Source organism: Demequina sp. NBRC 110055 (genome assembly GCF_002090135.1).
Lineage (GTDB): Bacteria > Actinomycetota > Actinomycetes > Actinomycetales > Demequinaceae > Demequina.
Window position 1 is genome coordinate 201,935 of the sequence record NZ_BBRL01000006.1, and the last position, 24,950, is coordinate 226,884.

The 24,950-nt window shown below is 68.6% G+C and carries 27 protein-coding genes; 8 read left to right on the forward strand and 19 right to left on the reverse strand.

Going from position 1 to position 24,950, the window contains the following annotated elements; all coding sequences use genetic code 11:
- Positions 1-54 precede the first annotated feature (54 nt).
- The 7 genes from B7K24_RS07935 to glgA all read right to left on the reverse strand — a co-directional run bounded on the left by B7K24_RS07935 (position 55) and on the right by glgA (position 6,040).
- Positions 55-825 (reverse strand): RNA methyltransferase, encoded by a 771-nt coding sequence (locus tag B7K24_RS07935; RefSeq protein ID WP_234986625.1) that lies wholly within the window; start codon positions 823-825, stop codon positions 55-57.
- A gap of 102 nt (positions 826-927) precedes the next feature.
- Complete coding sequence (locus B7K24_RS07940) at positions 928-2,001, reverse strand: SPFH domain-containing protein (protein ID WP_084102674.1); 1,074 nt, start codon at positions 1,999-2,001, stop codon at positions 928-930.
- Position 2,002: 1 nt separating this feature from the next.
- On the reverse strand, positions 2,003-2,431 hold the full coding sequence (locus B7K24_RS07945; protein WP_084129799.1) for an NfeD family protein: 429 nt from the start codon (positions 2,429-2,431) through the stop codon (positions 2,003-2,005).
- A gap of 129 nt (positions 2,432-2,560) precedes the next feature.
- Positions 2,561-3,466 (reverse strand): sulfite exporter TauE/SafE family protein, encoded by a 906-nt coding sequence (locus tag B7K24_RS07950; protein ID WP_084129800.1) that lies wholly within the window; start codon positions 3,464-3,466, stop codon positions 2,561-2,563.
- A 113-nt stretch (positions 3,467-3,579) separates the two neighbouring features.
- Entirely contained in the window at positions 3,580-4,038 is a 459-nt protein-coding gene (locus B7K24_RS07955) for an Rrf2 family transcriptional regulator (protein ID WP_084129801.1), read from the reverse strand.
- 4 nt (positions 4,039-4,042) lie between these two features.
- Positions 4,043-4,825, reverse strand: coding sequence for an ABC transporter ATP-binding protein (locus tag B7K24_RS07960; RefSeq protein WP_084129802.1), 783 nt, complete (start codon positions 4,823-4,825; stop codon positions 4,043-4,045).
- Between the two features lie 12 nt (positions 4,826-4,837).
- Positions 4,838-6,040: a glycogen synthase gene (gene glgA / locus B7K24_RS07965; RefSeq protein ID WP_084129844.1), complete on the reverse strand. Its 1,203-nt coding sequence runs from the start codon at positions 6,038-6,040 to the stop codon at positions 4,838-4,840.
- Between the two features lie 71 nt (positions 6,041-6,111).
- Here glgA and glgC point away from each other — a divergent pair, with 71 nt between their 5' ends.
- Together glgC and serB are read left to right on the forward strand one after the other, a co-directional pair.
- Complete coding sequence (gene glgC, locus B7K24_RS07970) at positions 6,112-7,353, forward strand: glucose-1-phosphate adenylyltransferase (RefSeq protein ID WP_084129803.1); 1,242 nt, start codon at positions 6,112-6,114, stop codon at positions 7,351-7,353.
- Entirely contained in the window at positions 7,350-7,982 is a 633-nt protein-coding gene (serB, locus tag B7K24_RS07975) for a phosphoserine phosphatase SerB (RefSeq protein ID WP_084129804.1), read from the forward strand. Before glgC ends, serB begins: the two co-directional genes overlap by 4 nt.
- 68 nt (positions 7,983-8,050) lie before the next feature.
- Here the strand turns inward: serB and B7K24_RS07980 are convergent, their stop codons facing one another.
- Together B7K24_RS07980 and fabI are read right to left on the reverse strand one after the other, a co-directional pair.
- Positions 8,051-8,557, reverse strand: coding sequence for a histidine phosphatase family protein (locus tag B7K24_RS07980; protein WP_084129805.1), 507 nt, complete (start codon positions 8,555-8,557; stop codon positions 8,051-8,053).
- 2 nt (positions 8,558-8,559) lie between these two features.
- Positions 8,560-9,327, reverse strand: coding sequence for an enoyl-ACP reductase FabI (gene fabI, locus B7K24_RS07985; RefSeq protein WP_084129806.1), 768 nt, complete (start codon positions 9,325-9,327; stop codon positions 8,560-8,562).
- Positions 9,328-9,467: 140 nt separating this feature from the next.
- On the opposite strand from fabI, the gene B7K24_RS07990 reads away from it, so the two are divergent.
- Positions 9,468-10,769: a uracil-xanthine permease family protein gene (locus B7K24_RS07990; RefSeq protein ID WP_084129807.1), complete on the forward strand. Its 1,302-nt coding sequence runs from the start codon at positions 9,468-9,470 to the stop codon at positions 10,767-10,769.
- A 102-nt stretch (positions 10,770-10,871) separates the two neighbouring features.
- Here B7K24_RS07990 and fabG read toward each other — a convergent pair whose 3' ends face one another.
- A complete protein-coding gene (fabG, locus tag B7K24_RS07995) occupies positions 10,872-11,576 on the reverse strand; it encodes a 3-oxoacyl-ACP reductase FabG (RefSeq protein WP_084129808.1) in 705 nt (234 codons plus the stop codon).
- A 53-nt stretch (positions 11,577-11,629) separates the two neighbouring features.
- Between fabG and B7K24_RS08000 the strand changes: the two genes are divergently transcribed.
- A complete protein-coding gene (locus tag B7K24_RS08000; protein ID WP_144268206.1) occupies positions 11,630-12,451 on the forward strand; it encodes an SURF1 family protein in 822 nt (273 codons plus the stop codon).
- Between the two features lie 9 nt (positions 12,452-12,460).
- On the opposite strand, the gene B7K24_RS08005 is transcribed toward B7K24_RS08000, so the two are convergent.
- The gene (locus B7K24_RS08005) at positions 12,461-14,035 is read right to left on the reverse strand and encodes an ABC-F family ATP-binding cassette domain-containing protein (RefSeq protein ID WP_373994164.1); all 1,575 of its coding nucleotides are present in this window, start codon (positions 14,033-14,035) and stop codon (positions 12,461-12,463) included.
- Between the two features lie 166 nt (positions 14,036-14,201).
- Here B7K24_RS08005 and B7K24_RS08010 point away from each other — a divergent pair, with 166 nt between their 5' ends.
- The 4 genes from B7K24_RS08010 to B7K24_RS08025 are packed head-to-tail and all read left to right on the forward strand — an operon-like array spanning position 14,202 to position 17,688.
- Positions 14,202-14,816 carry a biotin transporter BioY gene (locus tag B7K24_RS08010; protein WP_159449188.1) on the forward strand — a complete coding sequence of 205 codons (615 nt, stop codon included), beginning with the start codon at positions 14,202-14,204 and terminating at the stop codon, positions 14,814-14,816.
- Between the two features lie 10 nt (positions 14,817-14,826).
- Complete coding sequence (locus B7K24_RS08015; RefSeq protein ID WP_084129812.1) at positions 14,827-15,534, forward strand: energy-coupling factor ABC transporter ATP-binding protein; 708 nt, start codon at positions 14,827-14,829, stop codon at positions 15,532-15,534.
- Positions 15,531-16,232 (forward strand): energy-coupling factor transporter transmembrane protein EcfT, encoded by a 702-nt coding sequence (locus B7K24_RS08020; RefSeq protein ID WP_084129813.1) that lies wholly within the window; start codon positions 15,531-15,533, stop codon positions 16,230-16,232. Before B7K24_RS08015 ends, B7K24_RS08020 begins: the two co-directional genes overlap by 4 nt.
- A gap of 13 nt (positions 16,233-16,245) precedes the next feature.
- Complete coding sequence (locus tag B7K24_RS08025) at positions 16,246-17,688, forward strand: basic amino acid/polyamine antiporter (RefSeq protein ID WP_084129845.1); 1,443 nt, start codon at positions 16,246-16,248, stop codon at positions 17,686-17,688.
- Positions 17,689-17,742: 54 nt separating this feature from the next.
- Here B7K24_RS08025 and B7K24_RS08030 read toward each other — a convergent pair whose 3' ends face one another.
- The 8 genes from B7K24_RS08030 to sufB all read right to left on the reverse strand — a co-directional run bounded on the left by B7K24_RS08030 (position 17,743) and on the right by sufB (position 24,949).
- The gene (locus B7K24_RS08030) at positions 17,743-18,927 is read right to left on the reverse strand and encodes an IS30 family transposase (protein WP_373994165.1); all 1,185 of its coding nucleotides are present in this window, start codon (positions 18,925-18,927) and stop codon (positions 17,743-17,745) included.
- 207 nt (positions 18,928-19,134) lie between these two features.
- A complete protein-coding gene (locus B7K24_RS08035) occupies positions 19,135-19,464 on the reverse strand; it encodes a metal-sulfur cluster assembly factor (protein ID WP_084102657.1) in 330 nt (109 codons plus the stop codon).
- Complete coding sequence (gene sufU / locus B7K24_RS08040) at positions 19,461-19,922, reverse strand: Fe-S cluster assembly sulfur transfer protein SufU (protein ID WP_084129815.1); 462 nt, start codon at positions 19,920-19,922, stop codon at positions 19,461-19,463. Before sufU ends, B7K24_RS08035 begins: the two co-directional genes overlap by 4 nt.
- Positions 19,919-21,193: an aminotransferase class V-fold PLP-dependent enzyme gene (locus B7K24_RS08045; RefSeq protein ID WP_084129816.1), complete on the reverse strand. Its 1,275-nt coding sequence runs from the start codon at positions 21,191-21,193 to the stop codon at positions 19,919-19,921. The genes sufU and B7K24_RS08045 overlap by 4 nt, the downstream gene beginning before the upstream one ends.
- A 9-nt stretch (positions 21,194-21,202) precedes the next feature.
- Positions 21,203-21,958 (reverse strand): Fe-S cluster assembly ATPase SufC, encoded by a 756-nt coding sequence (gene sufC / locus B7K24_RS08050; protein ID WP_084078517.1) that lies wholly within the window; start codon positions 21,956-21,958, stop codon positions 21,203-21,205.
- A gap of 20 nt (positions 21,959-21,978) precedes the next feature.
- Positions 21,979-22,317, reverse strand: coding sequence for a non-heme iron oxygenase ferredoxin subunit (locus tag B7K24_RS08055; protein WP_084129817.1), 339 nt, complete (start codon positions 22,315-22,317; stop codon positions 21,979-21,981).
- Positions 22,314-23,516, reverse strand: coding sequence for a Fe-S cluster assembly protein SufD (gene sufD, locus B7K24_RS08060; RefSeq protein WP_234986627.1), 1,203 nt, complete (start codon positions 23,514-23,516; stop codon positions 22,314-22,316). The genes B7K24_RS08055 and sufD overlap by 4 nt, the downstream gene beginning before the upstream one ends.
- Positions 23,513-24,949 carry a Fe-S cluster assembly protein SufB gene (gene sufB / locus B7K24_RS08065; RefSeq protein ID WP_084102694.1) on the reverse strand — a complete coding sequence of 479 codons (1,437 nt, stop codon included), beginning with the start codon at positions 24,947-24,949 and terminating at the stop codon, positions 23,513-23,515. Before sufB ends, sufD begins: the two co-directional genes overlap by 4 nt.
- Position 24,950: the final 1 nt, after the last annotated feature.

A 24,950-nucleotide genomic window follows, 5' to 3' on the forward strand; every position in this document is an offset into this window, starting at 1 on the left:
TCCATCGGCGCCCCCACAGAGGGCGCCTGCCAGGGCGGACGGCGGGTCAGGCGGTCAGCGCAGCGCCCACAAAGCGACGGCCGACGCCGCGGCGACGTTCAGCGAGTCCACTCCCCCGGCCATGGGGATGGTGACGACGGCATCGGCCGCCCGCTGGGCCGCCCGGGTGAGGCCGTCACCCTCGGCGCCCATCACCACCGCCACGCGCTCGTGACCGCCGGCCGCGAAGTCGTCGAGCGACACCGCATCGTCCGCAAGAGCGAGGGCCGCGACGACGAAGCCGGCCTCCTTGAGCTCGTCGAGGGCGCCGGGCCACTCGTCGGCGCGCGTCCACGGCACCTGGAAGACGGTACCCATGGACACCTTGACGCTGCGCCGGTACAGCGGGTCGGCGCAGGTGGGGGCGCAGATGATCGCGTCCGCGCCGATGCCCGCCGCGGAGCGGAAGATCGCACCCACGTTGGTGTGGTCGACGATTCCCTCGAGCACCACCACCCGCCGCGCACCGCGCACCAGGTCGGCGACCGACGGCAGCGCGGGGCGTTCCATTGCCGCAAGCGCGCCGCGATGCACCTGGAACCCGGTGACCGCCTCGAGTTCCTCCTCGGAGCGCACCAGCACAGGAGCGTCGACGCCCGCGGCCGCGAGGGCCGCGCGGGCGCTGCCCTCCCAGCGCGGGCTTACCAGGATGGATCGGGGCCGGTGCCCGGCGGCCAGGGCCCGCTCGATGACCTTGGCCCCCTCGGCCATGTAGAGGCCGCGCTCGGGCTCGAGCCTGCGGCGCAGCGCCACGTCGGTGAGGTCGCGATAGTCGTCGAGAAGCACAGACCTAGTGTGACAGCAACGCTGAGCGCCCCATGGGACTCACGGAATCGCTGAGAGCGACGGTGAGCGTCCCATGGGGCGCTGCGGCGATACGGAGCTGGGCTACTGGCCGCGTTCGGCGTCCGGGTCGAACGGGCGGCCCGAGCGGGTGCCTGAGTCGGTCGCGTCGGAGGTAGCGTCCTCGACCTCCTGCTTGGCCAGACGCAATGCCTCGGCGGGATCGGTGAGGGCCGAGGTGATGCGCGACTTGCGCTCCTTGCCACGCTCGGGGTCGCGGCCCAGCGGCTCGAGCTCCTCTTCCTGGCCGAAGGCCGCGGAGATGGACTTGAGCGCGCCCGTGAACTCGGTGGGAACGAACCAGATCTTGTTCGACTCGGTCTTCGCGATCTCGGGCAGCACCTGCAGGTACTGGTAGGCGAGCAGCTTGGAGTCGGCGTCGCCCTCGTGGATGGCGTCGAACACCTGCAGGATCGCGCGCGCCTCACCCTCGGCGGTGAGGATCGCGGCCTGCGCGTCACCCTCGGCCTTGAGGATCGCCGACTGCTTCTGACCCTCGGCCTCGAGGATCTGTGACTGCTTCACACCCTCGGCGGTGAGGATCGCGGCGCGGCGGTCACGCTCGGCGCGCATCTGCTTCTCCATCGAGTCCTTCACGGACAGCGGCGGGTCGATCGCCTTGAGCTCGACGCGGCCCACGCGGATGCCCCACTTGCCGGTCGCCTCGTCGAGCACCGAGCGCAGTTGACCGTTGATCTGGTCGCGGCTGGTGAGCGTCTGCTCGAGGTCCATGGTGCCGATGACGTTACGGATCGTCGTGACAGTGAGCTGCTGCATACCGACGATGTAGTTGGCGATCTCATAGACGGCGGCGCGGGCGTCGGTGACCTGGAAGTAGATCACCGTGTCGATTTCGACGACGAGGTTGTCCGAGGTGATCACGGACTGCGGCGGGAAGGACACGACCTGCTCACGCATGTCGACCTTCTGGCGCACCTTGTCGATGAACGGGACCAGCAGGTGCATGCCGGCCTGCATGGTGCGGCTGTAGCGGCCCAGGCGCTCGACCACGCGGGTCTCCGCCTGCGGCACGATCTGGATAGCGCGCGCGATCGCCACGATGACGAACAGCGCGAAGGCAATCGCGAGCACGATCGCAATGACTTGGGTGACGGTCACGTCACTCCCCCTTTTCCGGAGCGACGATCGCCGTCGCTCCCCTAATGGCCACGATGGTGACCTCTGTTCCCTCGAGGATCTCGGGCGCGTCGTCCTCAGTGCGCGCGCTCCAGACCTCGCCGGACACCTTGATGCGGCCGCTGGTCTCGGTGACGATGTCGAGGGCGCGTGCGGCCGCGCCGACCAGCGCCGCCGTGTTGGTCTCGACCAACTCACCCTTGCGGCGTAGCGACTTCAACAGATAGGGCCGCAGCGCAAAGAGCAGCAGCACCGCGACCACGCAGGCAATGATGATGCACAGCCATAGCGGGGCACCCAGGAGCGCCGCGGTGCCGCCCGCGATGGCTCCTCCAGCCAGCATCGCAAACGTGAGGTCGAGGGTGAAGACCTCGACGATACCGAGGGCCATTGCCCCGATGAACCACCACATGGAATCCACGCGGACCACCTCCTGCTTCGAAACCTAGCAGGGGCGACGCGCCAGCGGCATCGGCCGTGGGGACGAGGACGGGCATCGGCCGTAAGGTCGGCGGCCGACGCCCGGGTCGGGGTGGCGGCGTCAGTCGGACGTGAGGGCGGGGGCCTGCGCGCGTGCGGCAATAGCGTCGCGCCGGTGAGCCCTCCAGGACCACGCGACCGCGCCGACCCACAGGGCGACGATCGCCGCATAGACGGCCGTCTGGGCCACACCCGCGACCGGAATGATTTCCGCGCGAATGAGCGTGCGGGTGTTGGTGAGGATGATGAGCCCTCCCACGGCCGCACCCAGGAGGCGGGGCGGGATGATGCGCACCAGCCAGGCGGCGATCGGCGCGGCGAGCAGACCGCCCGCCAGGAGCGAGAGGACCCAGCCCGCGTCGATCCCCGCGGTGCCGATGCCGAGAAGGAAGCCCAGGGAGGCCGCCAGCGCCACTAGAAACTCGCTGGTGTCGATCGAGCCAATCACCTTGCGCGGCTCCATGCGCCCCGACGCCAGCAGCGCAGGAGTGCCGACCGGCCCCCACCCGCCACCACCGGTGGCGTCCACGAAACCGGCGACGAGGCCGAGGGGCGCCAGGAACCGCTTGCCGAGCGGGCGACGGTCGGGGGCGACGCGCACGCCCCACAGCGTGAAGCGCAGCAGGACGTACACACCGAGGGCGAGAAGCACGATGGCCATCACCGGGGCAGCCACCTCGGTCGACAGATTCGACAACACCGTGGCACCGAGGAAGGCACCCGCGGCGCCGGGAATCCCGACACGTCGCACGACCCGCCAGTCCACGTTGCCGAGCTTCCAGTGAGCCGCGCCACTGGCGAGGGTTGTCCCCACCTCGGCGAGATGGACGGTCGCCGATGCCGCGGCCGGGCTGATCCCGGCCGCCAGCAACAGGGTGGTCGATGTGACGCCGTAGGCCATGCCCAGCGAGCCGTCGACGAGTTGAGCTCCAAAACCGATGAGGGCGAGGACAACGAGGGAGCGCACGGCCACCTCCCGGGGACAGCGGCGCGGCGGCGCCGGAGGCGATCCTCATCGCCTCACGCCGCACATTACCTAGTTTCCTAGTAGGAAACAATACCTACTTCAAGAGTAGGAATTTAGGGGTTGGTCCAGGCCCCCTCATCGGCGAGGAGGGCACGCACGTCGCGAGGGAGGCTGCCCGACGCAAGGTCCGCGAGCGTGACGGCCTCGAGTACCGCGCGAACGTTCGCCCGCAGCGCCACCCACACGTCGATCAGCGGTGCGGCGGGGCCTTGATAGTCGAGCTCCGAGGGACGCTCCCCGCGCACGAACACGAGCGGACCGTCGACGGCACGCACCACATCGGCCACGGAGATCTGGGCGGCGTCCCGGGCGAGCCGATAGCCGCCACCGAGGCCTCGCTGGCTGACGACCAGGCCCTCCGCTCTCAGCGCCGTGAGGATCGCCTCGAGGAACTTCCGGGGAATCTGCTGCGTGGCCGCGAGGTCCTCGGCGGTGCGGGGCGCGCCGTCCAATGAGGCTGCAAGCTCCGCCGCCGCCCTCACCGCGTAATCGGCCTTCGCGGAGATCCTCATCAGCTCAGGCGCGGCGGGCGGCCCAGCGGCCGGCCACCTCGGTGAGCGTCACGGGCATGCCGTACGTCGCGGTGAGGTTCTCCGAGGTGATGGTCTCGTGCAGTGCTCCGGCGGCAACGATCCGTCCCTCACGCAGCAGCATCGCGTGGGTGAAGTCGACCGGAATCTCCTCGACGTGGTGCGTGACCAGCACCATCGCGGGCGAGCGGTAGTCGCCGGCGAGTTCGGTGAGGGCGCCGAGGAGCTCCTCACGTCCTCCCAGGTCGAGGCCCGCAGCGGGCTCGTCGAGCAACAGCAGTTCGGGGTCCGCCATGAGGGCGCGGCCGATCTGGACCCGCTTGCGTTCGCCCTCCGACAGCGTCCAGAACCGACGTGCGGCGAAACCCTGCATGCCGAAGGCGGCGAGCAGCGCCTCCGCGCGCTCGACGTCGACGTCCTCGTACTCCTCACGCCAGCGTCCGGTCACACCGTGCGCGGCGGTCATCACCACATCGAGCACAGTCTCGTCGGCGGGAATGCGGTCCGCGAGCGCCGCCGAGGTCAGGCCCACCCGAATCCGCAGGTCCTGCACATCGGCACGGCCCAGCGTCGCGTCAAGGATCGTGGCCTCGCCCGAGCTGGGGTGCATACGCGCCGACGCGATCGAGATCAGCGACGTCTTGCCCGCGCCGTTGGGGCCCAGGATGACCCAGCGATCGGCGGAGTCCACGCTCCAGTTGATGTCGGACAGGATGGCGTTGTCGGAGCGACGCAGCCCCACGCCCTGGAACCTCAGCACCTCGGTCATGATGCGTTCAGCCTAGTCCGTGAGTTCCTGGTAGAGCGCCAGCGTGCGCTCCCCGATCGTGTGCCACGAGAAGTGCTCGGTGGCACGTGCGCGACCGACCGCTCCCCACTCGCGGGCGCGGTCCAGGTCGGACACGGCATCGGCGAGCGCGGCTCCCAGGTCGGCCACGAACGCGTCCGCGTCCTTGGGGGTACCAGTGCCGTCGTCCACCTGGTCGATCGGCACGAGGATGCCCGTCTCGCCGTCCACCACGACCTCGGGGATGCCGCCGGTTGCGGTGGCGACGACGGGCAGGCCCACCGCCATCGCCTCGAGGTTCACGATGCCCAGCGGCTCGTACACGCTGGGGCACACGAACGCGGTGCACGCGTCCAGCACGGCGACCAGCTCAGGGCGCGGCAGGTGCTTGTCGATCCAGATCACGCCGTCGCGCTTGGCACGCAGCTCTTCGACCAGACCGGTGACCTCCGCCATGATCTCCTTCGTGTCGGGCGCGCCGGCGCACAGCACGATCTGCACCTCGGGCGGCAGCGACTCGACAGCGCGAAGGAAGTACGGAAGGCCCTTCTGGCGCGTGATGCGGCCCACGAACACCAACGCCGGGCGCGACGGGTCGATGCCCCAGTCGGCGACCACGGCATCGGCCGCCTGCCGTTCCTCGTCGGTGGACGGCGCCGCCCACGCGTCGACATCGATGCCGTTGTGAATCACGTGCACCTTGTCGGGGTCAACGTTCGGGTACGAGCGCAGCACGTCACGGCGCATGCCGCCGGATACGGCGATGATGGCATCGGCATTCTCATAGGCCGTGCGTTCGATCCACGACGACACCTGATAGCCGCCGCCGAGCTGCTCGGCCTTCCACGGTCGCAGCGGCTCGAGCGAGTGCGCAGAAATGACGTGGGGGATGCCGTGGAGCTTGGCCGCGAGATGGCCAGCCATGTTCGCGTACCACGTGTGCGAGTGGACCAGGTCGGCGCCTTCGCAGTCCTTCGCCATGGGTAGGTTGTGCGCGAGCACGTCGAGTGAGGCATCGCCGACTCCGCCTCCGAGCGGGTCGTATCCGACCACACCGTCTTCCTCGCGGGGGCCGTCGAAGGCCCGCACGGTGACATCGATGTGGTCGCGCAGCACGGCAGCCAATTCGGTGACGTGGACGCCTGCGCCTCCGTAGACGTGGGGCGGGTACTCGCGGGTAAGGATGTCTGCACGCATGTGGCCCACGCTAGCCGCGTCCTGGGCGTGTGACCTGTTCACTCGCCGGGCATGGCGCCTATGCTGGGCATATGCCAGCGCCGAAAGTTCTCGCCATCGTCCTTGCCGGAGGTGAGGGCAAGCGCCTGATGCCCCTCACCGCGGCCCGAGCCAAGCCCGCGGTACCGTTCGGCGGCACCTACCGACTGGTGGACTTCGCCCTGTCCAACCTGGTGAACTCGCGCTATCTGCATGTCGTCGTGCTGACCCAGTACAAGTCGCACTCGATGGACCGTCACATCGCCCGCACGTGGCGCATGTCGCCGCTTCTAGGCAACTATGTGGCCCCGGTGCCCGCGCAGCAGCGTCGCGGCAAGCACTGGTACCTCGGCTCCGCCGATGCGATCTATCAGACCGTCAACATCATCGAGGACGAGAGCCCCGACTATGTGGTCATCGTGGGTGCCGACCACGTGTACCGCATGGACTTCTCGCAGATGGTCGACAAGCACATCGAGACCGGCGCGGACTTCTCCGTCGCGGGCATCCGTCAACCGATTGAGCTGGCCGACCAGTTCGGCGTCATCGACGTCGACAAGGATCGCCCAGGCTTCATCAAGGCCTTCCTCGAGAAGCCCACCGAGCCCGAAGGTCTGCCCGACTCGCCTCAAGAGGTGCTCGCGTCGATGGGCAACTACGTCGCCACCGTGGGTCCGCTGCTTGAGGCCTTGAAGGCCGATGCCGAGTCCGCGACCTCCAAGCACGACATGGGAGGCGACATCGTCCCTCACTTCGTCGACAAGGGCACGTGCGGGTTCTACGACTTCGTCGACAACGACGTCCCCGGCTCGACCGACCGCGACCGCAACTACTGGCGCGACGTCGGGACGCTCGACTCGTACTACGACGCTCACATGGACCTCATCGCGGTCATGCCGATCTTCAACGTGTACAACCACGAGTGGCCGCTGCACCAGGGACTCATCACCGAGCCGCCGGCGAAGTTCATTCACTCCGAGGAGGGCCGCCTGGGCCACGCCGCGGACTCGATCGTCTCCCCCGGAGTGATCGTCTCCGGCGCGACGGTGACGGGCTCCGTCCTGTCCCCCGGCGTGCGCCTGCACTCCTGGTCCACCGTGTCCGACTCGGTGTTGCTCGACCACGTCATCGTCAACCGTCACGCCCAGGTGCACCGCGCCATCCTCGACAAGAACGTCATCATCGAAGAGGGTGCCCGCGTCGGCATCGACCGTCAGTCCGACCTGGAGCGCGGCTTCACCGTCACCGAATCCGGCATCACGGTGGTGCCCAAGGGCACGGTCGTCACCGCATGACTGGACGCCTCATCGTCCTCGACGTGGATTCCACCCTCATCACGTCCGAGGTCATCGAGTTGATTGCTGCCCGCGCGGGGACCCAGGACGAGGTGGCGGCGGTCACCGAGGCGGCCATGCGCGGCGAGATCGACTTCGCCGAGTCGCTGCGTCAGCGCGTAGCGACCCTCGCGGGTGTGCCGGACACGGTGTTTGCCGATGTGCTCCACGAGGTGCGCTTCACGCCTGGCGCCGAAGAACTGGTGGCGACGCTGCAGGACGAGGGGTGGACGGCGGCGCTCGTCTCGGGCGGTTTCATCGAGGTCGTCGAGCCGCTGGCCGCACGCATCGGCATCACGCATTTTCGCGCCAACCGGCTCGAGGTGGTCGACGGCCAGCTCACGGGCCGTACCGTCGGCCCCGTGATCGACCGGGCCGCGAAGGCTCAGGCGCTACGCGAGTACGCGGCCCAGTTGGGCCTGTCCCCCGCCGACTGCGTGGCCGTGGGCGACGGCGCCAATGATCTGGATATGATGGCCGTCGCCGGCCTTGGCGTCGCCTTTAACGCCAAGCCGGTGGTGCAACATCAGGCGGACGTCGCGGTCAATGCGCCGACGCTGGCGGCCGTGCTCGACGTCATCGAGCGCTAACTTCTCCCCCCACACAAGCGAGGGCCGATGCCGTGGTCACCCACGGCATCGGCCCTCGCTTGTGTGCCTTAAACGTCGCGGCCGGAGATGACCTTCACGAGCCGCGCCGAACCGGAGCCGAGCTCGGCCCACGCACCGTCGTACTCGAGAATCGCGGCGCAACCGGTGTTGAGGCCGAGCGCAATGTTCTTGAGCGCGGCGGTCTCGGAACCGTCGCCGGCGAGATAGGCGGTGGTGCGCGACGACGTGGGCTCGTGGCCCACCATCACGACCACGTCGGCGTCACCGGCGGTGCGGGCCACGTCGAGCAGGCCCTCGACATCGGTCTCGTAGAGGTCGTCGACCACGCGTGTGTCGACCTCACCGAAGGCGTTGGCCATGAGCTTCCACGTCTGTTGCGTGCGCAGCGACGGGGACACGAACGCGACGGTGGGCGCGTAGCCCGCGGCCGCGAGCTCCTGGCCCAACTTGGTGGAGGCCTGACGCCCGATGAGTTCGAGCGGGCGGTCCATGTCGTTGCCATAGTCGGCAGGGCTCTCCGCCTTGGCGTGGCGGGCGATGATAAGGGTCGGCATAGTCACTGTCCCATCGCGTGGACGCCACCATCCACGTGGATCATCTCTCCCGTGGTGGCCGGGAACCAGTCGGACAACAGGGCGGTAACGGTGCGGGCGGTGGGCTCCGTGGCCGAGGAGTCCCAGCCCAGCGGCGCGCGCTTGGACCAGTTTCCCTCCATCTGCTCGAAGCCGGGGATGTGCTTCGCAGCGGTGGTCTTGATCGGGCCCGCCGAGACCAGGTTGGCACGGATGCCGTGCTCGCCGAGATCGCGGGCGAGGTAGCGGTTGACCGCCTCCATCGCGGCCTTGGCCACACCCATCCAGTCGTAGACGGGCCACGCGAAACGGCCGTCAAAGGTGAGGCCCACGATCGAGGAGCCCGGCACCATCAGCGGCAGCGCCGCCTGCGCGAGCGCCTTCAGCGAGTACGACGAGATCTGCACGGCGGTCGAGACGTCGTCCCACTCGCCCGACATGAAGTTGCCGCCCATCACGGACTGCGGGGCGAAACCGATCGAGTGCACCACGCCGTCCAGATGCGGCACGTGCTCGCGCACCTTGTCCGCGAGCGCGGCGAGGTGCTCGGGGTCCGTCACGTCGAGTTCAACGACGGGGGCCTCGACGGGGAGGCGCCGTCCCATCGCCTGCGTGATCTTGAGCGAGCGGCCCACACCCGTGAGAACCACGGTCGCACCCTGCTCCTGGCACAGGCGCGCGACCTCGAAGGCGATCGAGCCCTCGGTCAGCACGCCGGTCACCAGGATGTTCTTGCCATCAAGCATTCCCATGAAGTCTCTCCTTATCCGTGATGAGCCTAGCGCCGACGACACGTCCCGGCCCGCGCCGCCGCGGCGCGCCTCGCGGAGCCAGTAGATTGTGCGCCGGGAGCGCGGCGCGCGCGGGGAGATACCGACTCAAGGAGACACGCATGGCACTCATGCCCTGGACACTTCACGGCGATGGCCGTTCGATTGCGGCCGATGCCGTGGTGAGACCCAAGGAGCGGCTCACCTGGCCGCGCACCATCGGGCTGGGCGCGCAGCACGTGCTGGCCATGTTCGGCTCCACGTTCGTGGTGCCGCTGCTCACGGGCTTCCCGCCCAGCACCACCATCTTCTTTTCCGCCGTCGGCACCATCCTGTTCCTGATCATCACCGGCAACCGTCTGCCGTCCTATGTGGGCTCGTCGTTCGCGTTCATCGCGCCCATCACGGCTGCGGTGGCCTCGGGCGGCGAGAGTGCGGCGCTGGGTGGCCTCGTCGCGACCGGCCTGTTGCTTGCCGTCGTGGGCGTCATCGTCCATGTGGCCGGGACGCGCTGGATCGAGGTGACGATGCCTCCTGTCGTCACCGGTGCGATCGTCATGCTTATCGGCCTCAACCTCGCCCCCGCAGCGTGGGGCATGGTCCAGGCCTCGCTCGGCACGGCGCTCGTGTCCGCGCTTGCCGTCATCCTCATCACGGTGCTGTTCCGCGGCATCCTGGGTCGCCTGTCGATCCTGCTGGGCACCGTCGTGGGCTGCGTCGTCGCCGCCTTTAACGGCGAGTACGACCTCAGCGGCGTCAGGGACGCCGCTTGGTTCGGGCTGCCCGACTTTGCGACCCCGACGTTCGACCCCTCGGTCATGCTCATGTTCCTGCCGGTGGTGTTCGTGCTCATCGCGGAAAACATCGGCCACGTGAAGTCGGTGTCCGCCATGACGGGCGAGGACCTCGACCCCATCACGGGCCGGGCGCTGCTGGCCGACGGTGTCGCCACCACCGTGGCGGGCCTCGGCGGAGGCTCGGGCACGACCACGTACGCCGAGAACATCGGCGTCATGGCCGCGACTCGCGTGTACTCGACGGCCGCCTATTGGTGCGCCGGCGGCTTCGCGCTGCTGCTGAGCCTGTCACCCAAGGTGGGCGCACTCATCGCCGCCACCCCGCCGGGTGTGTTGGGCGGCCTGTCCACCGTGCTGTTCGGCATGATCGCCGTGCTCGGCGCCCGCATCTGGGGCCAAGGCAAGGTCGACTTCGGCAACCCCGTCAACCTCATCCCCGCGGGCGTCGCGCTGATCATCGGCGCCGCCAACTACACCTGGCAGGTGGGCGAGTTGAAGTTCGAGGGCATCATCCTCGGCACCGCCGCCGCCCTCATCGCATACCACCTGATGGCGGTGATCACGCGCTGGCGCGACGCCTCGAACCCTGTGGCATCGCCCGCCTACGTCGAGGGCGACGACCACTAGCCGACGCTCCCGTAGGGCGAGGGCCCCGCAACCATCGGTTGCGGGGCCCTCGCTGTGAGCGGAACCTCCCAAGTACTGCGGGCGCCACGGCATCGGCCGCTGTTAGTGACCCATCCCCAGGCCGCCGTCGACGGGCAGCACCGCGCCGGAGACGTACCCGGCTGCGTCAGACGCGAGGTAGACGGCCGCGGCCGCGACCTCGTCGGCGGCGCCGAAGCGCTTGGCGGGGATCGACGCCTCGTACTGCTTCTTCGTGTCCTCGGGCAGCTCGTCGGTCATGTCGGTGGTGATGAAGCCCGGCGCGATGACGTTCGCGGTGATGCCGCGTCCACCCACCTCCCGCGTGATCGAGCGCGCCATGCCCACCAGCGCAGACTTGGACGCCGAGTAGTTGACCTGGCCGGGGTTACCCATGAGACCCACCACGGAGCCCACCAGGATGATGCGGCCAAAGCGTTGGCGCAGCATCGAGTTGGTCGCGCGGCGCACACACCGGAAGGTGCCGGCGAGGTTGACGTCGAGGACTGTCTCGAAGTCCTCGTCGGACATACGCATCAACAAGCCGTCCTTGGTGATGCCGGCGTTGGCGACGAGGATCTCGACGCGGCCGTGCTCGGCCTCGAGCGCGTCGAACGCGGCGTTGACGGCCGCGGTGTCGGTGATGTCCGCGATGGCGCCATGGACTCCCGCGGGCAGCTCGCCGCTGCGGTGGATCGAGCTGACGGTATAGCCGGCCTCCACGAAGGCGGCGGCGATCGAGCGGCCGATGCCGCGGTTGGCTCCTGTGACGAGGACGTGACGTGTCATGGGTGCCACGGTAGTGGACCGGCGGCGTGTGGCCGCGCGACTACCATCGGGGGGTGCCCCGCCGCCCCTCGCTCGCCCGCATCGCGCTGACCATGCTGATCGCGCTCGCGGTCAGCGCCGTCGCGATCATGCTGGGCTTCTGGCAGCTGCACCGCCACCAGGACAAGGCCGCGGCGGTCGCCGCACACGATGCGGCCGAGGGTGCCCCCGTGGCACCGCTTGACGAGGTGATCCCCGCCGGATCGAGCACCCTGCCCGATGACGCCGAATGGCGCTCCGGCACCGTGACCGGCACATTTGAACGTGAGACGTCCACGTATCTGCGCGGGCGCCCCGTCGACTCGACGGCGGCGTGGCAGTTCCTCGCCTGGCTGGATACCGACGACGGCCGTTCGGTCCTGGTCCAGACGGGGTGGATCCCGCAGCCGGGCGAGGCCGAGGACCCGCAGATGCCCGAGTACCCGGACTCCCCCGTCACCGTCACGGGAATCGTGCGCGCGTGGGAGGAGGACGACGGCAAGGAGGCCACCGACTCCGTCACGCGCATCACTCCGGCGCAGTTGGCGTCGCCCGCGGGTGAGGAGGTCCCGGGTTACCTCATGATCCGCGAGTACTGCGACGCCGGCGCCTGCTCCCCCACGGTCGTCGGCGCGCAGGTGCCGCTGCCGGACGTGTCGACCGGCCCACACCTGTCCTACGCCGTGCAGTGGTGGATCTTCGCCGCGCTCGCGCCCATCGGCGCGGTGCTGCTGCTGCGCCGCGATGCGCAGATGGAGGGCGACGCCCCCCAGCCGGCCACGGCATCGGCCGTCCGAGAGCCGCGCCGCGCGCGACGCGCGAAGCTCAGCGACGAGGAGATCGAGGACGCGCTCTGACGCGCGACCCTACGCCAGCGAGATGAGGTCGCGGTACGAGTCGTTCCAGAGGTCCTCGTCCGCGTCCGGCAGCAGCAGGACGCGCTCAGGCTCGAGGGCGTCGACGGCGCCCTCGTCGTGCGTGACGAGCACCACGGCACCCTCGTAGGTCTTCAGGGCGTTGAGGATCTCGGCGCGCGAGGCGGGGTCGAGGTTGTTGGTCGGCTCGTCAAGCAGCAGCACGTTGGCCTGGCTCACCACCAGCGTCGCGAGCGCCAGGCGCGTCTTCTCGCCGCCCGACAGCACCCGCGTGGGCTTGTCGGCGTCGTCGCCCGAGAACAGGAACGAACCCAAGACCTTGCGCACCTCGGTGTCGCCCAAGTCAGGAGCGGAGTGGCGCATGTTCTCCGCCACCGTCGCATCCATGTCGAGCGTGTCGTGCTCCTGCGCGTAGTAGCCGAGCTTCAGCCCGTGACCGGCCTCGACCACGCCCGTGTCCGGCTTCTCGACGCCGCCGAGCAGCTTCAGCAGCGTCGTCTTGCCCGCGCCGTTGAAGCCCAGGATGACCACGCGCGAGCCGCGGTCGATCGCGAGGTCCACGTCCATGAAGACCTCGAGCGAGCCGTAACTCTTCGACAGCCCGAAGCCCCGCAGCGGCGTCTTGCCGCACGGCGCTGGCGTGGGGAAGCGCAGCGAGGCGACCTTGTCGCTGACGCGCTCCGTCTCGGTGCCCTCGAGCAGCTTCTCCGCACGCTTGAGCATCTGCTGTGCCGCGACGGCCTTGGACGCCTTGGCACGCATCTTCTCGGCCTGCGCGACCAGTGCGCCGGCCTTCTTCTCGGCGATGCGGCGCTCGGTGTGACGGCGCTTCTCGTCGTCCTCGCGCTGGCGCAAATACAGGTCCCAGCCCATCGCGTACTGGTCGAGCGCGCCACGGTTGGCGTCGAGGTAAAAAACCTTGGTGACGACGGTACGCACCAGGTCCACGTCGTGGGAGATCACGATGAGGCCGCCCGAGTACTGGCGCAGGAAGTCGCGCAGCCACACGATCGAGTCGGCGTCGAGGTGGTTGGTGGGCTCGTCGAGCAGCAGCGTCTCGGCGTCCGAAAAGAGGATGCGGGCGAGCTCCACGCGGCGACGCTGACCACCGGACAGCGTGTGCAGCGGCTGGCCCAGGATGCGGTCGTCGAGACCCAGGTTGGAGGCGATGCGGTGCGCCTCGGACTCAGCGGCATAGCCACCGGCCGCCCGGAAGCGCTCCTCGAGCGCCGGGTAGCGGTCCATGGCCTTCGCGGCGGCCTTCTCGTCCGCGCCGCCCATCGCCTCCTCGGCCTCACGCATCTTGGCCATCAGCCCGGCGAGGTCGCGCGCCCCCAGGATGCGATCCATGGCGATCTGGTTGAGGTCGCCCGAGCGCGGATCCTGCGGCAGGTAGCCCACGGTGCCCTTGTGCGTCACAGAGCCGCCCGAGGGCTGCCCCTCCCCCGCCAGGATGCGCGTCATGGTGGTCTTACCGGCGCCGTTGCGACCCACCAGGCCGATACGGTCGCCGGCGTTGACGTGGAACGACGTCGGGTGCAGCAACACGCGAGCGCCGATGCGCATCTCGAGATTCTGTGCGGAGATCACGAAGGACCGGGCCTCCAAGTAGGAAAAACAGTGGGATCTATACAACAAAGCGCGCCCGGACCGTCGAGGCGGCCGATGCCACGGCCGGCCTGGGTAGGTTGGGCGCCCACCCATTATCCAGCACAATCCCCCAAGGAGAACCGTGTCCCCTCGCGAGGCCCTGTCCGGCGCCAACATCGCCCTGATCGCCGTCTTCGCGGCCTTCATCGCGGCGTCGACCCTGGTGCCGGAGATCACCCTCGCCTTCGGCGTGCCGTTCTCCCTCCAAACCCTCGCGGTGGTGCTCGCAGGCCTGTGCCTCGGGCCCTGGCGCGGTATAGCCGCGGTGGTGCTGTACATCCTCGTCGGCTTCGCGGGCGCCCCGGTGTTCGCGAACATGGCCGCCGGCCTGGGGGTCCTCGCGGGTCCCACAGGCGGGTTCCTGCTGGGATTCATCCCGGCCGCCGGGCTCGTCGGCGCGCTCACGATGGCGGCGCGCCGGCGGGGCCGGCTCGGCTACCCGACGCTGCTGCTTGCCGGGCTCGCGTCCATCCCCGTGACGTACGCGGTCGGTATCCCCTGGCTGTCCGTGCGTACCGGCTTGAGCCTGGCCGATGCGACGGTCGCCATGGCGCCGTTCATGGTCGGCGACGTGATCAAGGTCGCGATCGCCGCCGGCGTCGCCGCGGTGATCCACCGCGCCTACCCCCGCCTGCTGCCGCCGGCCCGGCCCGCGGCATCGGCCGTCGATTCCCGGAAGGCGCGCGCCACCGCATAGCCTTGACCCCATGATCGAGTTCAAGGACGCGGGCGTCACCGCGCCCGACACGGGTGTGACGATCCTGAAGCCCACCTCGCTGACGCTGACCGAGCGCCGCATTTCCGTGATCGGCGCGAACGGTGGCGGCAAGTCGACGCTGGTGAGGATGATCAACGGGCTCATCCCCGCGACCACGGGATCGGTCGAGGTCGACGGCCTCGACGTGGCCCGCAAGGGTCCCCAGGTGCGGCGCAAGGTGGGCTTCCTTTTCACCGACCCGTCCGCTCAGCTGATCATGCCGACGGGCGTCGAGGACGTGATGCTGTCGCTGAGGCGCACCATCAAGGACAAAGACGAGCGCACCCGCGCGGCGCTCGACGCGCTCGACGAGATGGGCCTGGGTGACCGCGCCGACGTCGCCGTGGGCTCCCTCTCGGGTGGCCAGCGCCAGCTGCTCGCCCTCGCGGGAGTCCTCGCGGTCACGCCGTCGATCCTCGTCGCCGACGAGCCCACGACCCTGCTGGACCTTCGCTGGCGCGCCCACGTGGGTGCCTTGCTGCGTTCGCTTCCCGTGCAACTCATCGAGGTCACCCACGACCTCGACTCGGCCGCGCGCGCGGAGCGCACCATCGTCATCGACGACGGCTCGGTGGCCTTCGACGGCGACCCCACCGAGGCCGTGCGCTTCTACCGCGACCTGATGTTCGGCCGCACCACCAGGACTCCCTCGCCGTGATCACCCCCACCGGCCTGTACCGGGCACGCGACACGCCCCTCCATCACGCTCCCGCGTGGGTCAAGGTGCTGCTCCTGCTCGCGGCCACGGTCGCCGTCATCATGCTCGACGACCCCGTCAGTTCGCTGGGCATCATGGCGGCGTGCCTGCTGCTGCTCCTGTCGACCCAGCCGCCCGCGCGCACCACCGCCGTGGCGATGGCGGGCACGCTCGTCGTCGCGGCTCTGTCCGCATCCATCCACCTGTGGCGCGGCGACTGGTGGCGCGCGGTCGACGTCACGGCCGATCTCGTGGCGGTCGTCGCGTTGGCTCTGGCGGTTGCGGCGTCGACCTCGATGACCGCCATGCTCGACTTCGTGTCGCTGATGGCGCGGCCGCTGCGCGCGATCTTGCCGCCCGAAACGCTCGGCCTCATGTTCGCCATGATGCTGCGCGCGCTGCCGGAGGTCGCCGAGATCTACCTCGAGTCGCGCCAGGCCGCCCGCGCGCGCGGGTTTGATCGCAACATCCGCGCCATCGTGTACCCCACCACCACGCGCACCGTGGGCTTTGCGCTCGACCTCGGCCAGGCGATTCACGCCCGCGGGATCGGCGAGGAGGGCGACCAGGTCGACTCCGACGCTGGCGGCTCGCGTGTCTCGCGCCGCGCCCGTCGCTCCCGCCGCTCCGGCAACGCTCACGATGTCGCCGCGGCATGACAGGGGCCCCGGCATGAGCGAGTCGGCGGCCGGCGCCGTCGCTGCCGCGGCGGGCCGCACCCGCCTGCTGTCGCTACCCATGCTGGTGGCGATGGTCGTCGGCTCCATGGTCGGCGCCGGAGTGTTCTCCCTGCCGTCCACCTTTGCCGAGGCCACGGGCGTTTACGGCGCGCTCATCGCCTGGGCCATCGCTGGCGGAGGCATGCTGCTCATGGCGCTCATCTTCGAGCGGCTGTCCAAGGCGCGCCCCGATCTCGACTCGGGCATCTTCGCGTATGCCAAGGCGGGGTTCGGCCCGTATGTGGGCTTCTTTTCCGCGTTCGGCTATTGGGCCGGTGCCTGCGTCGCGAACGTCACCTACTGGGTGCTGATTTCGTCGACGCTCGGTGCGGTCGTCCCCGCCCTCGGCGAGGGCGACACGTTCGTCGCGCTCGCGCTCGGCTCGGCCGGCATCTGGATCTTTCACGTGGTGATCGCGCGCGGCATCGACACCGCCGCGGCGATCAACACCATCACCACCATCGCGAAACTGGTGCCCCTGGGACTGTTCCTCCTCGTGATCGCGTTCGCGGGCTTCTCGTGGGAAACGTTCACCGACAACCTGTGGGCGTCACCCACGCATTCGGTGGGTGAGCTCGCGGACGAGGTACGCGCGACCATGCTCGTCACCGTGTTCGTGTTCCTCGGTGTCGAGGGCGCGAGCGTGTTCTCCCGCTATGCGCGACGCCGCGAGGACGTGGGGAGGGCCACGGTCACAGGGTTCCTCGGCGTCCTCGCGCTCTTTGTCGCGGTCACGATGCTGTCCTACGGAGTGCTGCCGCGCGAGGAGCTCGCCAGCCTCCGACAGCCCTCGGCGGCGGGCGTCATCGAGGCGGCCGTCGGGCCCTGGGGCGGGTGGATGGTCGGCATTGGCCTGCTCATCTCTGTGCTCGGCGCCTACCTCGCCTGGACACTCCTCGGAGCCGAGGTGCTCTTTGCGGCCGCGACGGGCGACGATGCGCCCCGCGCCCTCACGCGCGTCAACCGCGCCGGCGTGCCCATCACCGCGCTCACCGCCACGTCCGGTCTCACGCAGGTGTTCCTGGTGCTCGCGTTCTTCTCCGAGGACGCGTTCGACTTCTCGCTCGAGCTCACCAGCGCGATCACGATCCTTCCGTACCTGCTCACGGCGGCCTTCGCGATGAAGCTCGCGTTCGGGGGCGGCCGTCGCGCCGGCGCACTAGCGCTCGCGGCGGGCGCCTTCGTCTACACCTGCTACCTGGTGTACGCGATGGGCCTGCAGTACGTCCTCATCGCGCTCATCGTCTACGCGCCCGCCACCCTCATGTATCTCCGGGCGCGGCGTGAACGGGGTCTTACCGTCTTCACGCGCCTCGAGGCGGTGCTGTGCATCGCCGTGACGGTCGGCGCCGCCATCGGCATCTGGGCTCTCGCGACGGGACGCCTGGGTTTCTAGGCACCCGTCTCTCCGTCCTGGTGGGGATTTTTGCGGCGTGTCGGGCGGGCGGATTCAGTTTGCTAGTGCAACACCGTGTGGGTTGGTCGGGTCTGACAGTAGTTCCCGTAGTCGTTCTTTGGGGGTCTTCCAGCCCAGGCGTTTGCGAGGTCGGTCATTGAGTTGGTTTGCGACGTATTCGAGGTAGTCGGGGTGGTAGCCCGATAGGTCGGTGCCTTTGGGGAAGTACTGGCGTAGCAGTCCGTTGGTGTTCTCGTTGGAGCCTCGCTGCCACGGTGAGGCGGGGTCGCAAAAGTAGATCGGCACGTCGGTGGCGAGCGTGATGGCGGCGTGGCCTGCCATCTCGATGCCTTGGTCCCAGGTGACGGTCTTGCGTAGCTGGTGGGGCAGGCTCATCATCGCGTCGATCATGGCGTCTTGAACGGCCAGGGCACCGTGGTCGTCGGGCAGGTGTAGCAGCATCACGAACCCGGTCGAGCGTTCCACGAGGGTGCCGATCGCGGACTGGTTGGCTTTGCCGGTGATGAGGTCACCTTCCCAGTGGCCTGGCACGGCTCGGTCCTCGACCTCGGCTGGACGCTCGCTGATGAGCACCATGTCCTTGATGCGGCCTTGACGCTTGGGACCACTGCGATGGGGCTTACGCAACGCTCGACCGGTGCGTAGACACGCCGCCAGTTCACGACGCAGTTCGCCTCGTCCCTGGACGTAGATCGCTTGATAGATGGTCTCGTGTGACACCCACATCTCCGGATCGTTGGGGAAGTCTTCACGCAGCCTGTCACTGATCTGCTCGGGGCTGTGCTTGAGGAACAGTCTGGCTTGGACCTCGTCACGCAGACACTCATTGGCAACCAGCTTGGGTATGCGACAGCGTCTGGCCGCACGCTTATCGGCACGGATCTGAGCGCGATGCGGAGAGTAGTTCCATGGCGTTGTGCGTGCCTTGCCACGCGTCTTTCGTGGCCGATAGCGCTGATGTTTGAGGTTAGCGCGGATCTCACGCAACACCGTCGAGGGCGAGCGGCCTATCGCGCGCGCGATCTGTCTGATCGACTCGCCACGCTCCATCCCTGCATGAATACGTTCACGCTCGGCGATGCTGAGACGACGATAGCGGCAAGGTTTGTTCGAGACTGAAGGCTTCACGCCGCCACAGTCTCGCCACCATTTCTCGACCGTCTTGAACGGCACGCCGACCTCGACGGCCACATCACGGACACGACGCCCTGCACCCATCAGCACCAGAGCTTGAACACGAACAGCACGCGGATACGTCATCCGCCACCTCCGAAAACAGAGGTGTTGCGCTAGAAACTAGAACCCAAGGCACTCTGGAGCCGCAAATGCGGCCATGTGCGACAGGGTGGGGAGGGCGGGGAAACGACAAGGCGAGGGCCGATGCCGTGGTCACCCACGGCATCGGCCCTCGCCTGTCACGCGTCTCTAGACGTTGAACCCGAGCGCGCGGAGCTGCTCGCGGCCGTCGTCCGTGATCTTGTCCGGGCCCCACGGCGGCATCCACACCCAGTTGATGCGGAAGCCGTCGACGATCCCGTCGAGGACCTGGCCGGCCTGATCCTCGATGACGTCCGTCAGCGGGCAGGCCGCCGAGGTGAGGGTCATGTCGATGACGGCGTGCTGGTTCTCGTCCAGGGCGACGCCGTAGACGAGGCCCAGGTCGACGACGTTGATCCCGAGCTCGGGATCGATGACGTCACGCAGCGCCTCCTCGACATCCGCGGCGTTCGCGGGGGTCGTTGTTTCGGTGGTCATGCCTGATCCTTTCCTGCACGGATGACGGCGTCCTTGAACGCCGACCATCCCAGCATGGCGCACTTGATGCGCGCCGGGTACTTTCCCACTCCGACGAAGGCGGTCGCGTCGCCCAACAAATCCTCGCGATCGTCGTCGAGCGGCTCGCCCTTGGACTGCATCAGCTCGCGGAAGGCCTCCATCGTCTCCTCGGCCGTCGCGAGCGACTCGCCCTCGACCAGCTCACTGAGGACGGACACGGAGGCCTGGGAAATGGAGCAGCCCTGGCCCTCCCACGACACCGAGGACACGGTGTCGCCGTCGAGCCCCACCCGCAGGCGAATCTCGTCGCCGCACGTGGTGTTGACCTGGTGCGACTCGCCCACGTGGATGAGCCCGGGGTCCTTGAGCCCGCGGCCGTGACCGGCGCGGGCGTGGTCCATGATGACCTGCTGGTACATCTGTTCGAGGCTGCTCATACGCTCACTCCAAAGAACGCGGGAACTTCCGCCAGTGCCGAGAGGAAGGCCTCGGCGTCGGCGGGGGTCGTATAGACATGGGCGCTGGCCCTGGTCGAACCGGTCACTCCGAAGCGCCGATGCAGGGGCTGGGCACAGTGGTGGCCCACCCTGACGGCGACTCCCCTGTCGTCGAGCAACTGCCCGACATCGTGGGGGTGGACGCCGTCGACGACGAAGGCCGCGAGGCCGATGACGTCGCGCTCGTCGGCGCTACCGACGGGCCCGAGCAGGCGCACGCCAGGGATCTCGGCGACGCCCTGACGCAGCAGGTGGCCGATCTCCCGCTCATGCGCCTCGACCGACTCCATGCCGAGTTCCATCAGGTACTCGGCCGCCGCGCCCATGCCCACGGCTTGGGCGACAGGCTGGGTGCCGGCCTCGAAGCGCGTGGGCGCCTCGTGCCAGGCCGTGGAGTCCATCGACACGACGGTCACCGCTCCCCCGCCGAAGATCGACGGCGGCAGCGCATCCAACAGGTCCTTGCGCCCGTACAGGGCGCCGATGCCGGTGGGACCGAGCATCTTGTGGCCACTGAACGCGGCGAAGTCGACGTCGAGGTCCTTGACGTCGACGGGCAGGTGCGGGACGGACTGGCACGCGTCCAGCACGGTGAGCGCGCCCACCGCCTTCGCACGCGCCACGAGGGTCGCCACGGGCGAGATCACGCCGGTGACGTTCGACACATGCGTGAAGGCGAGCACCTTGGTGCGCTCCGTCACGAGCGTGTCGAGGTCGTCCAGGATCAGGCGGCCCAGGTCGTCGACCGGGATCCACCTCAAGGTCGCGCCCGTGCGGATCGCGAGCTGCTGCCACGGCACCAGGTTCGCGTGGTGCTCGGTTTCGGTGACGCAGATCTCGTCGCCGGGGCCGATGCGGAAGAGTGCCGCCTCCTCGCCGCCGATACCGGCCGATGCGTTCCCGATGCCGGACGCCACGAGGTTGATCGCCGCTGTGGCGTTCTCGGTCCATACGATCTCGTCGAACGAGGCGCCCACGAGCGTGGCCACGGAGGAGCGAGCGGCCTCGAACAAGCCGGTCGCCTCCTCCGCGAGCAGGTGGGCGCCGCGTGCGACAGCACCGTTGTGGCGCTCCTCGAAGTCCCTCACCGCGTCGAGCACCGCCTGCGGCCTCTGCGAGGTCGCGCCGGAATCGAGGTACACGAGGTCCTTCCCGTTCCTGACCGTGCGGGTCAGGAGCGGGAAGTCCGCGCGCAGATCGGGGAGGTGCATGACGATTCCTTAGGCCGAGGCCAGGAAGCGGTCGTAGCCCTCGGCCTCGAGGCGGTCGGCGAGCTCGCGGCCGCCCTGCTCGGCGATCTGGCCGTTGACGAACACGTGCACGAAGTCGGGCTGGATGTACTTGAGGATGCGCGTGTAGTGGGTGATGAGCATGATGCCCAGGCCGGTGTTGTCCTTCACGCGGTTGACACCCTCGGAGACGATGCGCAGCGCGTCGACATCGAGGCCGGAGTCTGTCTCGTCGAGCACGGCGATCTTCGGCGCGAGCAGCTCCATCTGGAGGATCTCGTGGCGCTTCTTCTCACCACCGGAGAAGCCCTCGTTGACGTTGCGCTCGGCGAACGACGAGTCCATGCGCAGGTCGTCCATCGACTTCTTCACGTCCTTGACCCACGTGCGCAGCTTGGGGGCCTCGCCGTCGATCGCGGTCTTGGCGGTGCGCAGGAAGTTCGACACCGACACGCCGGGGACCTCGACGGGGTACTGCATGGCGAGGAACATGCCCGCCTTGGCACGCTCGTCGACGCTCATCGCGAGGACGTCCTCGCCGTCGAGCGTGACCGAACCCTCGGTGATCTCGTACTTAGGGTGGCCCGCAAGCGAGTAGGCCAGGGTCGACTTGCCCGAGCCGTTGGGGCCCATGATGGCGTGGGTCTCGCCCGAGTTGATGGTCAGGTCGACGCCCTTGAGGATCTGCTTCGTGCCCTCAGGGGTCTCCACGGAGGCGTGGAGGTTCTTGATTTCCAGGGTGCTCATGATGCTCCTTGATTCACTTCTTAAGACGTGGGGTGGTCGACGTCAACGAACACACGCTCGCCGTCGATACGAACGGGATAGGTGGCCACGGGCGTGACCGCGGGCAGCTCGTCGGGCACGCCGGTGCGCACGTCGAAACGGGACCCGTGGGCCCAGCATTCGACGAAGCAGCCCTCGACGTCCCCCTCGCCCAGCGGCACCTCGCCGTGGGTGCACATGCCGCCGATGGCGTAGAAATCGCCATCGTCGGTGCGCACCACGGCGACCGGAGTGTCCGCGCCGGAGGCGAGGGTGAGGTCGACGTCCATCGCGCTACCGGGCGCGAGGTCCGTCACCATGCACGCGAGCTGCTCACTCACGCGTGCTCCTCCGCGAGCTCCTCGTTGACGTGCTCGAGCTCGAGGTCGATCGCCTTCATGAGCGATTCCTCGACCGTGGGCACGCCGATCTCCTGAATGAGGTCGGCGAAGAAGCCGCGCACCACCAACTTGCGGGCCTCCTCCTCGGAGATGCCGCGCGAGCGCAGGTAGAACATCTGCTCGTCATCGAAGCGACCCGTGGCGGACGCGTGACCGGCGCCGGCGATCTCGCCGGTCTCGATCTCGAGGTTCGGCACCGAGTCCGCGCGCGCGCCGTCCGTGAGGACCAGGTTGCGGTTGAGCTCGTAGGTGTCGGTCTCCTCGGCCTCCTTGCGGATCAGCACGTCGCCGATCCACACGGTGCGGGCGGTCGCGCCGGCGAGCGCACCCTTGTAGGTCACGCGCGAGGTGCAGCGCGGCACCGCGTGGTCCACGAAGAGCTGGTGCTCCTGGTGCTGGCCCGAGTCGGCGAAGTACAGGCCGAACAGGTCGACGGAGGCACCCTCGCCCGCGAATGCGGCGGAGGTGTTGAGGCGCACGGCCTTGCCGCCGAGAGTGACGACGGAGCCGCGCAGGCGCGAGTCGCGGCCCAGGCGGGCGACGACCTCACCGGCGTGGACGGCGTCCTCGTCCCACAGCTGCAGCAGCACGAGGTTGAGGCCCGCGTTGTCGGCGAGGTCCACCGAGACGAACTCGGAGTACGTCGCCGTGCCGCGGCGTTCGATGATGACGGTCGCCTCGGACGAGGCACCCGCCTCGACGAGCAGGTGGCCGCGCACGTCCTCGCCGCGGCCGGTGACCGTGATCTGGATGGGCTCGTCGACCACGGTGTTCGGGGCGATGGTCAGGGCCATCGCGCCGCTCGCGTGAGCCGCGGCGACGGCCGAGGCACGGTCGCCGGGGGCACGCACGGAACGCTCGCGGGCATCGGCCGGCGACACCTCGGTCAGCGTGACGCCCGCGGGAAGCGCGGGCACGTCCCACTCAAGGTGACCGTCGGCGGCCTGGTCGGCCAGCATCGGCTTGATGTCCTTGAGCGGCGAGAAGCGCCACTCCTCCTCGCGACCCGTGGGCACGGCGAACGCGTCGACATCGAAGGACGTGGGGCGGTCGGCGCGCGAGGCGTCGGGGGTGGGGGTGCCCAGGCCGTGCGTGTGCGCGGCGTCGGCGGTGGCTCGGGAGTGGTCAGTGACGGTCAACCGACGGATCCTTCCATCTGCAGTTCGATGAGGCGGTTCAGCTCGAGCGCGTACTCCATGGGCAGCTCTCGCGCGATCGGCTCGACGAAGCCGCGCACGATCATCGCCATGGCCTCCGTCTCGTCCATGCCTCGGGACATCAGGTAGAACAGCTGGTCCTCGGACACCTTTGAGACCGAGGCCTCGTGACCCATGTGGACGTCGTCCTCGCGGACGTCGACGTACGGGTAGGTGTCGGACCGGCTGATCTGGTCGACGAGCAGCGCGTCGCACAGCACGTTCGACTTGGAGTTCTTGGCACCCTCGAGGACCTGAACCAGGCCGCGGTACGAGGTGCGGCCGCCACCACGGGCGACGGACTTCGACACGATCGAGCTCGAGGTGTTCGGGGCGGCGTGCACCATCTTGGCGCCGGCATCCTGGTGCTGACCCTCGCCCGCGAAGGCGATGGACAGGGTCTCGCCACGGGCGTGCTCCCCGAGCATGTAGATCGCCGGGTACTTCATGGTGACCTTGGAGCCGATGTTTCCGTCGACCCACTCCATGGTCGCACCCTCGGCGGCCGTGGCGCGCTTGGTGACCAGGTTGTACACGTTGTTCGACCAGTTCTGGATGGTCGTGTAGCGCACGCGGGCGTTCTTCTTCACGACGATCTCGACGACCGCGGAGTGCAGCGAGTCCGACGAGTAGATCGGCGCGGTGCAGCCCTCGACGTAGTGCACGTAAGAGCCCTCGTCCGCGATGATCAGGGTGCGCTCGAACTGGCCCATGTTCTCCGTGTTGATACGGAAGTAGGCCTGCAGCGGGATCTCGACGTGGACGCCCGGCGGAACGTAGACGAACGAGCCGCCCGACCACACCGAGGTGTTCAGCGCGGCGAACTTGTTGTCGCCCACGGGGATGACGGTGCCGAAGTACTGCTCGAACAGCTCCGGGTGCTCCTTGAGCGCCGTGTCGGTGTCCATGAAGATGACGCCCTGCTCCTCCAGGTCCTCGCGGATCTGGTGGTAGACGACCTCGGACTCGTACTGCGCGGCGACGCCGGCGACGAGGCGCTGCTTCTCGGCCTCCGGGATGCCCAGCTTGTCGTAGGTGGCCTTGATGTCCTCGGGCAGGTCCTCCCAGCTGGTGGCCTGCTTCTCGGTCGAGCGCACAAAGTACTTGATGTTGTCGAAGTCGATGCCGGAGAGGTCGGAGCCCCAGTGCGGCATCGGCTTCTTCTCAAACATCTTCAGGCCCTTGAGACGCAGGTTCAGCATCCACTCGGGCTCGTTCTTCAGGGCCGAGATGTTGCGCACGACGTCCTCGTCGAGGCCGCGGCGCGCGAGGGCGCCGGCGGCATCGGAGTCGTGCCATCCGTACTCGTAGCCGCCGATCGACGCGATGATCTCCTCATCGGTCGCCTGGGGGGCATTGTCGGTAGGGGTGCTCATG

Bases quoted from the DNA above. Each gene is read 5' to 3' on its own strand.
- B7K24_RS07945 (WP_084129799.1), bottom strand. From the start codon at position 2,431: ATGTGGTGGTTCATCGGGGCAATGGCCCTCGGTATCGTCGAGGTCTTC.
- B7K24_RS07955 (WP_084129801.1), bottom strand. From the start codon at position 4,038: ATGAGGATCTCCGCGAAGGCCGATTACGCGGTGAGGGCGGCGGCGGAG.
- B7K24_RS07960 (WP_084129802.1), bottom strand. From the start codon at position 4,825: ATGACCGAGGTGCTGAGGTTCCAGGGCGTGGGGCTGCGTCGCTCCGAC.
- glgA (WP_084129844.1), bottom strand. From the start codon at position 6,040: ATGCGTGCAGACATCCTTACCCGCGAGTACCCGCCCCACGTCTACGGA.
- glgC (WP_084129803.1), top strand. From the start codon at position 6,112: ATGCCAGCGCCGAAAGTTCTCGCCATCGTCCTTGCCGGAGGTGAGGGC.
- serB (WP_084129804.1), top strand. From the start codon at position 7,350: ATGACTGGACGCCTCATCGTCCTCGACGTGGATTCCACCCTCATCACG.
- B7K24_RS07980 (WP_084129805.1), bottom strand. From the start codon at position 8,557: ATGCCGACCCTTATCATCGCCCGCCACGCCAAGGCGGAGAGCCCTGCC.
- fabI (WP_084129806.1), bottom strand. From the start codon at position 9,327: ATGGGAATGCTTGATGGCAAGAACATCCTGGTGACCGGCGTGCTGACC.
- B7K24_RS07990 (WP_084129807.1), top strand. From the start codon at position 9,468: ATGGCACTCATGCCCTGGACACTTCACGGCGATGGCCGTTCGATTGCG.
- fabG (WP_084129808.1), bottom strand. From the start codon at position 11,576: ATGACACGTCACGTCCTCGTCACAGGAGCCAACCGCGGCATCGGCCGC.
- B7K24_RS08005 (WP_373994164.1), bottom strand. From the start codon at position 14,035: ATGCGCATCGGCGCTCGCGTGTTGCTGCACCCGACGTCGTTCCACGTC.
- B7K24_RS08015 (WP_084129812.1), top strand. From the start codon at position 14,827: ATGATCGAGTTCAAGGACGCGGGCGTCACCGCGCCCGACACGGGTGTG.
- B7K24_RS08025 (WP_084129845.1), top strand. From the start codon at position 16,246: ATGAGCGAGTCGGCGGCCGGCGCCGTCGCTGCCGCGGCGGGCCGCACC.
- B7K24_RS08030 (WP_373994165.1), bottom strand. From the start codon at position 18,927: ATGGGTGCAGGGCGTCGTGTCCGTGATGTGGCCGTCGAGGTCGGCGTG.
- B7K24_RS08035 (WP_084102657.1), bottom strand. From the start codon at position 19,464: ATGACCACCGAAACAACGACCCCCGCGAACGCCGCGGATGTCGAGGAG.
- sufU (WP_084129815.1), bottom strand. From the start codon at position 19,922: ATGAGCAGCCTCGAACAGATGTACCAGCAGGTCATCATGGACCACGCC.
- B7K24_RS08045 (WP_084129816.1), bottom strand. From the start codon at position 21,193: ATGCACCTCCCCGATCTGCGCGCGGACTTCCCGCTCCTGACCCGCACG.
- sufC (WP_084078517.1), bottom strand. From the start codon at position 21,958: ATGAGCACCCTGGAAATCAAGAACCTCCACGCCTCCGTGGAGACCCCT.
- sufB (WP_084102694.1), bottom strand. From the start codon at position 24,949: ATGAGCACCCCTACCGACAATGCCCCCCAGGCGACCGATGAGGAGATC.